Origin of the sequence: Streptomyces fildesensis (assembly GCF_016107395.1) — a bacterium.
Taxonomy (GTDB): domain Bacteria; phylum Actinomycetota; class Actinomycetes; order Streptomycetales; family Streptomycetaceae; genus Actinacidiphila; species Actinacidiphila fildesensis.
In genome coordinates, this window is record NZ_JAAIKO010000001.1 from 770,732 (window position 1) to 784,601 (window position 13,870).

Annotated in this window: 9 protein-coding genes; 5 read left to right on the top strand and 4 right to left on the bottom strand. The window is 72.8% G+C overall.

Translation table 11 applies throughout. From position 1 onward, the window contains the following. The first annotated feature begins 21 nt into the window (after positions 1 to 21). The 4 genes from C6N31_RS03495 to C6N31_RS03510 all read left to right on the top strand — a co-directional run bounded on the left by C6N31_RS03495 (position 22) and on the right by C6N31_RS03510 (position 6,120). Complete coding sequence (locus C6N31_RS03495) at positions 22 to 1,014, top strand: AAA family ATPase (RefSeq protein ID WP_138355181.1); 993 nt, start codon at positions 22 to 24, stop codon at positions 1,012 to 1,014. Next, positions 1,014 to 2,216 (top strand): DUF58 domain-containing protein, encoded by a 1,203-nt coding sequence (locus C6N31_RS03500; protein WP_138355180.1) that lies wholly within the window; start codon positions 1,014 to 1,016, stop codon positions 2,214 to 2,216. Before C6N31_RS03495 ends, C6N31_RS03500 begins: the two co-directional genes overlap by 1 nt. Then, positions 2,213 to 4,492, top strand: a complete 2,280-nt coding sequence (locus tag C6N31_RS03505; protein ID WP_138355179.1) for a transglutaminaseTgpA domain-containing protein — start codon at positions 2,213 to 2,215, stop codon at positions 4,490 to 4,492. Before C6N31_RS03500 ends, C6N31_RS03505 begins: the two co-directional genes overlap by 4 nt. Before the next feature lie 101 nt (positions 4,493 to 4,593). Next, positions 4,594 to 6,120, top strand: a complete 1,527-nt coding sequence (locus C6N31_RS03510; protein ID WP_244809347.1) for a serine/threonine-protein kinase — start codon at positions 4,594 to 4,596, stop codon at positions 6,118 to 6,120. 28 nt (positions 6,121 to 6,148) lie between these two features. Here C6N31_RS03510 and C6N31_RS03515 read toward each other — a convergent pair whose 3' ends face one another. The 4 genes from C6N31_RS03515 to C6N31_RS03530 all read right to left on the bottom strand — a co-directional run bounded on the left by C6N31_RS03515 (position 6,149) and on the right by C6N31_RS03530 (position 9,150). Beyond that, a complete protein-coding gene (locus tag C6N31_RS03515) occupies positions 6,149 to 7,750 on the bottom strand; it encodes a serine/threonine-protein kinase (protein WP_198357092.1) in 1,602 nt (533 codons plus the stop codon). A 97-nt stretch (positions 7,751 to 7,847) separates the two neighbouring features. Further along, a complete protein-coding gene (locus C6N31_RS03520) occupies positions 7,848 to 8,162 on the bottom strand; it encodes a WXG100 family type VII secretion target (RefSeq protein ID WP_306664930.1) in 315 nt (104 codons plus the stop codon). A 68-nt stretch (positions 8,163 to 8,230) separates the two neighbouring features. After that, the gene (locus C6N31_RS03525) at positions 8,231 to 8,905 is read right to left on the bottom strand and encodes a hypothetical protein (protein ID WP_417791422.1); all 675 of its coding nucleotides are present in this window, start codon (positions 8,903 to 8,905) and stop codon (positions 8,231 to 8,233) included. Beyond that, positions 8,905 to 9,150, bottom strand: coding sequence for a hypothetical protein (locus C6N31_RS03530; protein WP_232484684.1), 246 nt, complete (start codon positions 9,148 to 9,150; stop codon positions 8,905 to 8,907). Before C6N31_RS03530 ends, C6N31_RS03525 begins: the two co-directional genes overlap by 1 nt. 277 nt (positions 9,151 to 9,427) lie before the next feature. Here C6N31_RS03530 and C6N31_RS03535 point away from each other — a divergent pair, with 277 nt between their 5' ends. Then, positions 9,428 to 13,837 carry an FtsK/SpoIIIE domain-containing protein gene (locus C6N31_RS03535; protein ID WP_198357093.1) on the top strand — a complete coding sequence of 1,470 codons (4,410 nt, stop codon included), beginning with the start codon at positions 9,428 to 9,430 and terminating at the stop codon, positions 13,835 to 13,837. Positions 13,838 to 13,870 lie beyond the last annotated feature (33 nt).

Sequence of the window (13,870 nt, forward strand, 5' to 3'; positions counted from 1 at the left end):
CAACCGAAGTGCGAGCACGTCATGAGCGTTCCCCCGCAGTACCAGCAGAACGACGCCGTCGCGCTCTTCGCCCAGTGCTTCCACGCGCTCGGGGACAACATCGAGCGGGTCGTCAAGGGCAAGCGCGACACCGTCGAGCTGGCGCTGACCTGCCTGTTCGCGGAGGGGCACCTGCTCATCGAGGACGTGCCGGGGACGGGCAAGACGACGCTGGCGCGCTGCCTGGCCGCATCGATCGAGGCGAACTTCGCGCGGGTGCAGTTCACCCCGGACCTGCTGCCGTCCGACATCACCGGCGTGACGATCTACCGGCAGAACACCGGGACGTTCGACTTCCTGCCCGGCCCGGTCTTCGCGAACATCGTGCTCGGTGACGAGATCAACCGCGCCTCGCCCAAGACGCAGTCGGCGATGCTGGAGGTCATGGAGGAGCGCCGGGTCACCGCCGACGGCAAGACCCACCCGGTGCCGCGCCCCTTCATGGTGCTCGCCACGCAGAACTCCGTGGACATGGGCGGCACCTACGCGCTGCCCGAGGCGCAGCTGGACCGCTTCCTGATGCGCGTCACGGTCGGCTACCCGGACCACGCCTCGGAGGTCGCGGTGCTCACCGGCTCCGCCGCCAACACCTCGCCCGACTCCCTCTCGACGATCGCCTCCTCGCACCACATCGCGGAGTTCATCCAGGTCGCGACGCAGGTGCAGGTCGCCGAGCAGCTCTACGACTACATCGTGCGGGTCGTCGCGGCGACCCGGACGCTGCCCGACGTCCGGCTGGGCGCGTCCCCGCGCGGATCCGTCGCGCTGCTGCGCGCCATCCGGGTGCGGGCCGCCTCCCAGTCGCGCGGCTACGCGCTGCCCGAGGACGTCAAGGCGCTCGCCGTGCACGTCCTCGCGCACCGGCTGATCCTGACCCCGGAGGCCGAGTTGAGCGGCCGTACGGGCGCGGACGTCATCGCCGAGGTCCTGGCGACGGTGCCGGTGCCGCAGGCGGCCGGCGGGGCGCGGATCTGATGCCCGCGGCCGACGCCACCCGCCGTTCGGGCGCCGGCCCGCTGTCCGCCACCGGCTGGGGCACGCTGCTGGCCGGTGCCGCCCTGCTGGGCGCCGGCTACGGGTACGGGTACGGAGAGGCCGCGGCGCTCGGGCTGACCTGCCTGGCCGCGGTCGTCACGGCCGTGATCTGGACGGTGCCGAAGCCGCAACTGGCCGCGGACCGCCGGATCGCGCCGCGCAAGGTCGGCCGGGGCGACCCGGCGGACGGCATCGTCACCCTCACCAACACCGGCACCCGCACCCGGCGCGGGCTGCGCGCCACCGACCTGTGCGGCGACCAGCCGCTCACCATGGACGTGCCGGTGCTGCGCGCGGGCGGCTCGCAGGAGCTGCACTACGCGCTGCCGACCGCCCGGCGGGGCAGGATCACCGTCGGCCCGCTGCGGCTGGAGCGCACCGACCCGCTCGGTCTCGCGCGCCGGATCCGGTCCTACGGCGCCGCCGACACCCTCGTCGTCCGACCGCGCATCTGTCTGCTGCCGGTGCTGCCGTCCGGCAAGGCGCACCATGTCGAGGGCCCGACCTCGGACACCGCCGACGACGGGTCGCTGACCTTCCACGCGCTGCGCGAATACGTGCTCGGCGACGATCTGCGCCGGGTGCACTGGCGGTCCACCGCCCGCACCGGCACGCTCATGGTGCGGCAGATGGTCGACGTGTCGCTGCCGCACACCACGCTGGTGCTGGACACCCGGCCCGGCGCGTACGTCTCCGACGACGACTTCGAGCTGGCCGTCGACGCGGCCGCGTCCATCGCGTACGCCGCCGCCCGCTCCAACTTCCCGGTGCACGTGCTCAGCGAGGCGGGCCCGATCCTGCACACCGACGGTTCCGGCAACGACGCCGACGCGCTCCTCGACCGGCTCGCGCTCATCGGCCGCTCCGACCGGACGTCGGCGGCGTCCGCCTTCGACGGGCTGGAGCACCACCGGGGCGGCGGCTCGCTCGTCGTCGTCACCGGCACCGGAGACACCGACGGACTGACGGCGCTCGGCCGGGTCCGGCGGCGCTTCGACCGGGTGACGATGCTGCGCGCCGGTGAGGACAGGACCGCGCCCGACGCGCAGGGCGTGTCGAGCGCCACCGTCGACGTACCGCAACTGCACATCGCGTCCCTGGACGCGCTGCTGGCCGGCTGGCGCTGGGAGGCCGTCCGTTGAGCGCCACCACACGTCCCGCACGTACCGCGCCGCTGCCGCCGCAGGGCGGCGGCCCGAACTGGGACTGGGCCGCGCCCGCGCCCACCGGGCCGAGCACCGACCGTCCGAAGACCCCGGTCGCGACCCGCGGCGACGGCCTCGGGCGCGCCCGCCGCCTGTGGTCGCTGCTGCCGGTCGCCGCGCTGCTCGCCGCCTCCGGCCTGGGCTGGCACCGGGTGTTCAGCACCCACGACCTGCTGCCGGTGCTCGCGGTGTCCGTTCTCGCGCCGATCGCCCTGTCCGCGCTGCTGTCGGGCGCCCTGTCCCGCAAGGGCCGCACCGGTCCGCTCTGGCCGTCCGTCGTGCTGACGGTCGCCGCCTGGACCGGCACGGTCTGGCTGACGATGTTCCGGGACGGCGGGCCGCGCGCCATCTGGCCCGCGCTGCTCGACGCCCCGCACGCCGTCCTGACCACCATCCTTCCGGTCCCCGGTGAGGCGCGGCTGCTGGTGCTGCCGCACGCGGTGCTGTGGCTCGCCGCGTTCGCCTCCGCCGAACTGGCGCTGCGCACCCGCACCCCGCTGCTCCCGGCGCTGCCCGCGGTGCTCGCCTTCGGCTTCCCGCTGGTGCTCGGCGTGGACGGCCCGGGGTCCAACCACCCGGTGGTCGCCGCGCTGGCCGCGCTCACCGCGCTGCTGGCGCTGGTCCGGTCGCGGGTGAGCCTGTCCGTCCGCGGGCTGGCGCTCGGGCTGCCGGTCGTCCTCGGCCTCACCCTCATCGCCGTGCTGGCCGGGACCGGCCTCCCGGGGATGGGCGCCTCGTACGACCCGCGGGACGCGATCACCCCGCCCACCGTCCGTCCGGAGTCCATCAGTCCGCTGGACCAGGTCGCGGCGCTGATGCGCAGCGGCGACGCCAAGGTCTTCACCGTCCGCTCCACCGCCGAGAGCAACTACCGGCTGGCCGTGCTGGACGCGTACAACGGCACCACGTGGTCCAGCACCGCCAAGCTGGCGCGCACCGGCGGCCGGGTCCCCGCGGAACACGGCGTCGATCCTGGCAAGCGGCAGGAAGTCACCCAGCGCTTCACCGTCCAGTCGCTGCCCGGTATCTGGCTGCCCGCCGCCGACCGGCCGTCGGCCGTGACGCTGCCGGACCACACCGACCTGTCGGTGGACCCGGCCGCCGGTGTACTGGCCACCGACCGGACGGCACCCAGCGGCTTCACTTACACGGCCGTGTCCCAGCTGCCGGTCTACGACGTGCAGCGGCTGCAGTACGCGCCGGCCGCCGACGACCCGGCGCTCGTCGAACTCCCGCGCACGGACGCGGCCGACCAGCCGATCCCGTCCGTCGCGTCCTTCACGAAGATCGCCGCGAAGGCAACCGAGGGCAGCTCGTTCCCGTACGAGCAGGCGGTGAAGCTCGCCGACTGGCTGCGTGAGTCCTACCAGTTCGACCCGCGGGCCATCCCCGGTCACACCTACCGCGGTCTGGAGTTCTTCCTCACCGACGGCAAGCGCGGCACGTCCGAGCAGTTCGCCGCGTCGTTCGCGGTGCTCGCCCGCACCCTGGGGCTGCCCTCCCGGGTGGTGGTCGGCTTCCGGCCCGGCACGAAGACCGGCGACGACACCTGGCAGGTGACGGGCAAGGACGTACTGGCCTGGCCCGAGGTGGAGTTCAAGGGCATCGGCTGGGTCCCCTTCTACCCGACCCCGGGCACCACGTCGAAGGACGGCAGCTCGGTCGCCCCGGCCGGCCAGACGAAGGACCGCAAGACGGTCGACCAGCAGATCACCGACCAGCCGCGGCCGTCCGCACCGCCCAAGGCCGCCGGCACCCCGCAGCCGACGGCCGCCCCGGCGGCCGGCACCCCCTGGTGGATCTACGCCCCGGCCGGCGCCCTGCTGCTCGTCCTCGGCTATCTGCTCTACGCGGCCTGGCTGCCCTGGCGGCGGCGGGCCAGGCGGCGCGGCGCCGCCGACGTACGGCAGCGGGTGCTCGGCGCCTGGCAGCAGATCGTCGACCGGCTCACCGAGATCGGGCTGCCCGCCACCGGGGCGCACACCGCGGAGGAGGTCGCCGCCTTCGGGGCGACCCGGGTGGGTGGCGCCGCCGGCGAGCATCTCCCCGATCTCGCCCGCCTGGTGAACGAGGTCGGCTACGCCGGCCGCACCCCCGACCCGGCGTCGGCCGACGCCGCCTGGGCGCACTGCGACGCCATCGAACGCGTCGTGCTCCGCACCATCCCCAGACGCGACCGGATCGGCCGTGCCCTGCGGCTGCGGAGGGGCTGACCGCCTCCGGCCGGCGGGCCGCAGGGGGTACAGGCGCCGACCCCGCAGAGGGGCGGAGGCGGTAGGTTGTCGTGAAACGGGTGAGGCACGGGAGGACAACGGTGGACCGGACGCCGGGAAGGCGCGGCCAGGGCGCGACGGAGAACCCGGAGAGTGACGAGGGTTCCGTCGCCGTACCCCAGCAGACGTCGGCGGAGGGATACCGTCTCCCGCCGGGTTACAAGCTGCTCCGGCAGGCGGGCACCGGCCGCCACAGTTCCGTTCTGCTGTGCGCCGAGGAGGCGACCGGCGCCGAGGTGGCCGTCAAGCTGCTCGCCGTCACGGTCGACGGCGAGAGCACCCGGCTTGCCGCGCACTCCGAACTCCTGTCGGCGGGCGCCGCCGCGCGGCACCCCTGCTCGGTGACGGTCGAGGACGCCGGCTTCACCGCCGACCACCGCCCGTACCTGGTGGAGCAGTTCTGCCGCGGCGGCAACGCGCAGGCGAAGCTCGCCAACTCCGGGCCGTTCCCCGTCGACGAGACGATCGTCATCGGCACCCGCCTGGCGCTGGCCCTGCACTCCGCGCACCGCCGCGGGGTGCTGCACCTGGACGTCCGCCCGGCGAACATCCTCTTCGACGAGAACGGTGACGCGCTGCTCGCGGACCACGGTCTCGCGCGCGTCCTGCAGCGCTCCGCGCCGCAACTGGGCGCGGTCTTCGACCCGATGTTCGTGCCGCGCGAGCTCTTCGGCTGGGAGAAGCCGGGCCCGGCGGCCGATGTGTACTCCCTCGGCGCGACGCTCTACGCGCTGCTCAACGGCGAACCGGCGTACGCGGACGCGGGCCGCACCTCGTGGTCCGCGCTCTACGCGGAGGTGCTGCGCGGCGAACTGCCGTACCCCGCCCACCGCCACGACATACCGGACCCGCTGCTGATCCTCGTCCGCAGGATGATGTCGGCGAACCCGGAAGGGCGCCCGCCGCTGACGGAGGTGCACCGCTCCCTGCGGTCGCTGCTGTCGCCGTCGTCCGCGACGAAGGTGCCCGCGCTGGAGCCGGAACCGGCGATGGAATCGCCGCTGCCGGGCTGGGACCCGGCGGACGATCTGACGCCGGAGGAGCAGGCGGCCGTCGAACAGGCGGGCGCGCGGGCGCAGGACGAGGCCAAGCGGCAGTCGCGCAAGCGGCTGCTCGCGGCGACCACCGCGCTGGTGGTGTTCGCCGCGGCGGGGACCGCGGCCACGCTGGTGCTGCGCGACCGCGGCTCGAAGCCCGAGCCGAAAGCTTCCTCCAGCGCTTCCACGGCTCCCGGCCCGACGTCGAGCGCCGCCCCGGTGCAGGTGCCGTCGGACAAGCTGGCGGGTCTGATGCCACTGAACGTCCAGGCCGTGAAGGCCAACGGAAATGTGCAGATCACGTGGAAGCCGCCGAAGCAGGCCGCGCAGGTCGCCGGCTATGTCGTGCGGGCCGTGGTGCCCGGTGGCGGCGAGCCGCTGCAGAAGACGCCGAACGGCAATGAGCCCGCGGTGGTGTTCACGGCCGGGTCGGTGACGGCCGACACCTGCTACACCGTCAACGCGGTGATCTCGGTGGACGGGAAGTTCCAGTTCGCGCCGTCCAAGGAGCTCTGCAGGACGACCGGCTGAGGACCGTCCGGCCCTGCGCCATCGGCGGCTATTTGATCTTCTTCAGGTCGCCGCTGGGCCGGCCGGCCCCCGCGTCGTTGGTGGTGTAGGTCAGCGTCGTGGGGTCCTTGAGGGTCAGCCGTTCCGCCGTGGCGCCCTTGGAACAGCCGCTCGTCGCGCCCGGATCACCGGCCGTCGAGTCGAAGACCAGCACCTTGGTCGTCGCGGACACCAGCTTCCAGGTGCCTCCGCAGTTGAGGACGCCCAGCAGGTCCACAGTGCTGTCACCGACGTTCTCGCCGATGCGTCCCGCCTTGACGGTGACCGTCAGGACCCCGTTGGGGACGCCGTTGGTGGAGACGGTGTTGCCTTGCCAGGTGCCGATGAACGCGGCGGGCACGGATCCGGTGACCGCGCCGGTGTTCGCGTCGCTGGACGGCGTGCTGCTCCCCGGCCCGCCGCCGGTGGCGCCGCCCGGCTTGTCCTCCGGCCGCAGCAGGACCACCACGGTCGCGGCGACGACGGCGACCAGCAGCACGGCCACCGCGGCCAGCAGCCGGCGGCGCCCGCGGCGTACGGGAGGTTCCGGCGCGGAGCGCGCACCGGGGGCCAGGGCGCCCGGTACCGCGTCGCGCGGCCCCGACGCCTCCATGCCGAAGGAGTGCGAGGGCGCCCGCGGCGGGCCGAACGAGCCGTAGGCCGACCCGAGGTGCGCGCCCGCGGGCGTCACCTCGGAGCGGGCCGACAGCGGAGCCGCCTCCAGGTCCAGCAGTTCGACCGCATGACGGCCGAGCTGCGCCATCAGCGGCCGGGAGAGCCAGCCCTGGCGCACCAGCGCGGCGGCCCCGTCGGGCGACAGCCGGGCCGCGAGCTGGGCGGGAGTGGGGCGGACGGCCGGGGCCTTGGCGAGGCAGGACTCCACCACGTCGCGCAACTCGTCGGGCACACCGTCGAGTTCCGGTTCCTCGTGGGCGACCTTGTAGAGCAGCGAGGCGGCGCTGTCCCCGCTGAACGGGCCGTGTCCGGTCGCCGCGAAGGCGAGCACGGCGCCGAGCGCGAAGATGTCGGAGGCGGCGCCGAGCGGCCGGGCGAGCACCTGCTCGGGCGACATGTAGCCCGGCGAGCCGACGACCACCCCGCTGCCGGTGACGGACGCGCCGGAGGCGTCCATGGCGCGCGCGACACCGAAGTCGATGAGTACCGGACCGTCGAGCGAGAGCATCACGTTGGACGGTTTGATGTCACGGTGCAGCAGGCCGAGCCGGTGCACCGCGTCCAGCGCCTCGGCGAGCCCGGCGCCCAGCGTCCGCACTCCGCTCGGCGGCAGCGGCCCGAACTCGGTGACGGCGTCGGCGAGGGTGGGTCCCGCGATGTAGCCGGTGGCGATCCACGGCACCGGCGACTCGGTGTCCGCGTCGAGCACCGGAGCGCTCCAGGCCGCGCCCACCAGCCGGGCGGCGTCCACCTCACGGCGGAAGCGGGTGCGGAACTCGGTGTCCTCGGCGAGCTCGGAACGGACCACCTTCACCGCGACCGTGCGCCCGCCGGGGCTGCGGCCGAGATAGACCCGGCCCATCCCACCCGCTCCGAGCCGTCCGAGCAGACGGTACGGGCCGATCGACGACGGATCTGTCGTAGCCAACGGCTGCATCAGAGCCTCCTCTGAGCGGAGTGTGCCCCCGGGCGGCGCCCGTGACGCACGATGCGCCGCAGCGGTGATCCGCTGCGGCGCATCCGTTGCCGCTCGATCAGTGGCCGAGGCCCTTGGCGAGCTCCTCGTCCGCGGACTGGAACGCCTGCGCGGCACTCTCGAGGAACTTGCCCATGCCCTCAAGACCCTCGATGGTCTTGGTCGCACCGGTGTTGAACTCGGTGTACGACTGGTCGAACTGCTTCGAGGAACGGTCGGTCACATAGCCGCCGTTCACCAGGCCCTGAACAAACTTGTGCAGCGTGTTCAGCTTCTCGGTGATCTCGGCCTGGCCCGTCTTGAGCTTGCTGGCCGCGTCACGCATGTCCTGGTATGTAACGTTCACATTAGACATAGAGGAAATACCTTCCATTGGCCTTGCCGCAGGGCCGACCCCCGTGGCCTTTGAGTCGCAGATTGATGTGATGGTCTGCGGAAGCCTCAGCTTACGGGTGAGGACGGCGCGGGTGCAGCCTGCGGTTCCCGGTAGCGGAACGTCGAGGTCACAGCGTCGAATACGTCGAAGAACGAGTCCGCGAGATCGAGCACCGGACTGCTGCAGGCGACCAGCGCGACCCGGTCCCCGCCGCCCGGCAGCGGGATGAATGTCTGCATCAGCACCGTGCGTACGGTTTTGCTGTCGCCGGGGATCTCGATGTCCTCGATCCCGTACGTACGGGCGGCGGCTCCGGTCTCCGGGATCTCCACCGTCGTCACCTTCCGCCACGCGTCCCCCTCGCGCCGGGCCGGCTTCTCCCGCAGTCCCGCGACGATCGACGCGGGATCCGTGGCCAGCAGCTGCCCTTCGGGCGTCCGGGCCCCCACCAGCGACACGGTGACGGACGCGGTCAGCGGTATCCCGCCGAAGTTCTGCGCCATGCAGCCGATGTACACCGCCCCGCTGTCGTACGCCTCACGCGCCGCCCTGCGCAGGAACTTGGCGAGCACGTCACGGTGCTCGCCGATCGCCGGGTTCTCCTGCACGCGCTGCGCCATCAGCTTGCGGACGCTCTCGTCCCGGCTGGCCGGGTGCAGGTCGAACTCCCACCATGTCATCGGCACGGTGAGCGAGAAGCCCTCCCGCTCGACCGGCATCACCCGCGGAGTTGCACTCACTACTTGCCGCCCTCACCCTTTGCCGCTTTCGCCAGGTCGTCGGCGAGTTGCTTGTCGGCCTTCCGGATCTCGCGCACCGCGGTGTTGGCCATCTTGGCCAGCCCCTCCAGGTGCCCGTCGATCTCCTTCCGGCCGTCCTTCCAGTTGTGCTCGAAGCTGTCCAGCGCGTCCGCGACCTTCCCGGAGCCGAGCTTCGCCTCGTAGGACTCGAAGAGCTTGCGTGTGCCGTTCATCGTGGTCCGCACGGCATCGAGGTTGGAGGCAAAATCCTCCAAACCGCCGAGATCCACCTTCAATCGGTCAGGACTACCCATACTTCCCCCGTCGGTTCTGCTGCCGCCCGCCGCACGCGGCTTCCGCGTCCAATGCCCGTCAATTCTCTCACTCTTGACCCACCTACCGTCAGGACACCTCCTGGCGTGGGCCCGGTTCCGGCCGATGCGGCCGGTGCGTTGTCGGGCACCTGTTGCATGATGGTCAACAGCAAATACCAGTGGTGCTCAGTGGTGCAGGGGGACGGCAGTGGAACTCCAGCTCAGCGTGATCGACCCGGTCCGTGACGACCGTGCGGACATGCTGGTCGACGCCGACCCCGCGGCGCCCGTCGGCGCGCTCGCGGCGGAGATCGGCCGGCTGCTCGGACGTCCGGACGACGGACAGGGCCCGCCCGCCCTGCACATCAACGGCTTCCAGATCGACCCCGAGCTGAGCCTGGACGCCTCGCCGGTGCGTGACGGCGCGGTGGTCAGCGTCGCCGCGCCCGACGCCTGCCCGGCGCCCGACGCCCAGGGCACGGTGGAAGTACGGATCGTGGGCGGTCCCGACGCGGGCGGCGTGCACCGGCTCGGTCCCGGCGTCGCGGTCGTCGGCAGCGGGCCCGACGCGTGGATCCGGCTCAACGACCCGGCGCTGCCGCACTCCGCGGTGGAGGTGGACGTCGCGGTCGACGGGACCGTCACCGTCCACCCGTCCTTCGGCAGCTCCGCCACCATCGACGGCAAGCCGCTCACCGACGCGAGCCCCTGGCGGCCGCGCAGCGTCGTCGCCGCCGGACAGACCTTGCTGGAACTGAGCCTGCCGAGCTTCCCCGACACCGCGCTCAAGCCCTCCGAGGACGGCACCGGCCTCGACTACAACCGGCCGCCGCGCATCACCCCGCCGCCGCGGCCGACCAATTTCCAGCTGCCGAGCAAGCCCAAGCAGTCCGAGAACCGGCCCATGCCCTGGCTGATGGCGATCGTGCCGCTGTTCGGCGCGGTGCTCATGGCGATGATGATGCACCAGCCGCGCTTCCTCTTCATGGCGGTGCTCAGCCCGGTCGCCATGGTCGGCAACTACATGAACGACAAGAAGCACGGCAAGAAGTCGTTCCGCCAGACCAACGCCGACTACGAGACGCACAAGGAGTCGATCGAGCGGCAGGCCCGCAAGGCCATGGCCGCCGACACCGCCGCCCGCCGCACCCAGGCCCCGGACCCGGCCGAGGTGCTGGTCGCCGCGACCGGGCCGAGCCAGCGGCTGTGGGAACGGCGGCGCTCCGACCCGGACTACGGGATGCTGCGCGTCGGCACCGGCACCCTCCCCACCGAGGTCCAGGTCTCGGACCCGGCCCAGGAGGAGCACAAGCGCAACGAGGCCCGGAAGCTGTCCGACGTTCCGGTGACCGTCCCCATGCAGCAGCACGGTGTGCTCGGCGTCGCGGGCCGCGGTGAACTGCCGCGCGCCATCGGCCGCTGGCTGGTGGCCCAGGCCGCCGCCCTGCACTCCCCCGCCGATCTGCAGATCTGCGTGCTCACCGACCCCAGCGGCCGAGAGGGCTGGGAGTGGGTGCGCTGGCTGCCGCACGCCAGGGCCCGCGAGGGACAGTCCGCACTGGCCCTGATCGGCACCGACGCCGACAGCGTCGCCCGCCGGATCAGCGAACTGCTCGCCCAGGTCACCTCCCGCCAGGACGCGGCCCGCGAGGCCGGCTCCCAGCCCAACCAGGCCTGGGGCGGCCCCACGATCCTCGTCGTCCTCGACGGCTCCCGGCGGCTGCGCGCACTGCCCGGCCTCACCCAGGTGCTGCGCGACGGCCCCCGCGTCGGCATCCACCTCATCTGCCTCGACGCCGACCGCCGGCTGCTCCCCGAGGAGTGCCGTGCGCTCGTCGAGGAGGACTACTACGGGCTGCTGCAGGTCTCGATGGCCGGCGTCGAGCCGGTCTCCGGGGTGCGGCCCGACTGTGTGACCGCCGCGTGGGGCGAGCAGATGGCCCGCGCGATGGCCCCGATCCGCGACGTCAGCGGTGACGAGGGCGCGGCCCTGCCGGACTCCTGCCGGCTGCTCGACGTGATCGAGATGGAGCCGCCCACCGTCGGCGGCATCGCCGCCCGCTGGAGCATGGGCGGCCGCTCCACCCAGGCCGTGGTCGGCTCGTCCTTCGACGGCGCGTTCGCCATCGACCTGGTCCGCGACGGGCCGCACGGCCTGGTCGCCGGCACCACCGGTTCCGGCAAGTCCGAGCTGCTGCAGACCATCGTGGCGTCGCTGGCGGTCGCCAACCGGCCGGACGCAATGACGTTCGTCCTCGTCGACTACAAGGGCGGCGCGGCCTTCAAGGACTGCGTGAAGCTGCCGCACACCGTCGGTATGGTCACCGACCTCGACACGCACCTGGTGGAACGGGCCCTGGAGTCGCTCGGCGCCGAGCTGCGCCGCCGCGAACACACCCTCGCGGCCGCCGGTGCCAAGGACCTCGAGGACTACATCATCGCGATGCGCACCAACCCGGGGCTCGCGGCGATGCCCCGGCTGCTCATCGTCATCGACGAGTTCGCGTCCATGGCCCGTGAGCTGCCCGACTTCGTGACCGGCCTGGTCAACATCGCCCAGCGAGGCCGTTCGCTCGGCATCCACCTCATCCTCGCCACCCAGCGACCCTCCGGCGTCGTCTCCCCCGAGATCCGCGCCAACACCAACCTCCGCATCGCGCTGCGCGTCACCGACGCCAGCGAATCGTCCGACGTCATCGACGCCCCCGACGCCGGATACATCGCCAAGTCCACCCCGGGCCGGGCGTATGTGCGGCTCGGCGCCTCCTCGCTGCTGCCGTTCCAGTCCGGACGCGTCGGCGGCCGGCGCCCCGGCCAGGTCGCCAACAAGGCGCCCGCGCCGTGGACCGTGCAGATCGGCTGGGACGGCCTCGGCCGTCCGGTCCCCGAACGGCCGTCCGGTCCCCGTACCAACGACGACGACCTGCTGACCGACCTCGCCGTCCTCGTCGAGGCCATCCAGGGCGCCAACGAGCAGCTGGGGCTGCCGCCGCAGCACAGCCCGTGGCTGCCCGCGCTCACCGAGCGGATGGTCATCGACGAGCTGGAGACCCCGGTCAACGTCTCCCGCGACGGCCTGCTGCCGGCCCCGTACGCGGTCGACGACCTGCCGAGCGAGCAGGCGCGGCGCACCGCCTCCATCGATCTGACGACCTTCGGTCACCTGATGATCGCGGGCGCCCCGCGCATGGGCCGCTCGCAGACGCTGCGCACCATCGCGGGCTCGCTGGCCCGCTCCAACTCCTGCGCCGATGTGCACCTGTACGCGTTGGACTGCGGGAACGGCGCGCTGCTGGCGCTGTCCGCGCTGCCGCACTGCGGCGCCGTGGTCCGCTCCAACGAGGCGGACCGCGCGGTCCGGCTGATCGGCAAGCTCGCCGCCGAGGTGCAGCGCCGGATGGCGCTGCTCGGCGAGGGCGGCTTCACCGACATCAACGAGCAGCGGACGGGCGTCGCCGAGGCCGACCGGCTGCCGCACATCGTGCTGCTGCTGGACCGCTGGGAGGGCTTCACCCCGTCGCTCGGCGATCTGAACAACGGCTCGCTGACCGACACGATCTTCCAGCTGATGCGCGAGGGCGCGTCCGTCGGTATCCACGTGATCATGACGGGCGACCGGTCGCTGCTGCTCGGCCGGATCTCCACCCTCACCGAGAACAAGATCGCGCTGCAGCTCAGCGACTCGGGCGACCTGTCCCTGATCGGCCTCAACCCGCGCAAGATCCCCGCGAAGATCCCGCCGGGCCGGGCGTTCCGCGCGCAGGGCGCCACCGAGACCCATGTGGCGCTGCTCACCGAGGACCCCAGCGGCCAGGCCCAGTCCGCGGCCCTGCACGCCATCGGCGCCGCGGCCAAGGACCGGGACAGCGCCGTACCGCGCTCCCGCCGGCCGTTCCGGGTCGATGTGCTGCCCTCCCGGATCGAGTTCGAGGAGGCGTGGGAGATGCGCGACCCGCAGGAGATGCAGGCCATGCGCGGCGGCGGCCGGCTCTGGTCGATGGCGGCCATCGGCGGCGACCAGCTGACCGTGCTGGGCCCGAACCTCGCCGAGGGCACGCCCGCCTTCGTCATCGCGGGCCCGGCCCGCTCCGGGCGCAGCACCGCGCTGCTGACGATGACGCGCTCGTTCCTCACCGCGGGCACCCAGATCATCCTGGCCACCCCGCGCCGCCAGTCACCGCTGCGCCGTCTCAAGCACGCCCCGGGCGTCGTGGGCTTCTTCGGCACCGACGAGATCACCACGGCGGAACTCCAGGAGGCGCTGGCCCGCTTCAGCGGCCCCGGCGTGATCATCGTGGACGATGCGGAGCTGCTGCGTAACTGCGAGGCGGGGGACGTCTTCCAGTCCGTGGTGCGCAACGCGACCGGCAAGGACATCGGTCTGGTCATCGCGGGCGACGCGGACGACATCTGCGGCGGCTTCAACGGCTGGCAGGTCGAGATGAAGAAGGCCCGCCGCGGCCTTCTCCTGTCCCCGCAGAACATGTCGGACGGCGACCTGGTCGGCGTCCGGCTGCAGCGCGGCTCCATCGGCCAGGCCATCCAGCCCGGCCGCGGCCTGCTGCACCTGGGCGACGGCGAGGTCCGCACCGTCCAGGTCCCGCTGACCGCGCTGTAACAGCGGTCGCTCGGGGAGCACCGGTCACTCCGG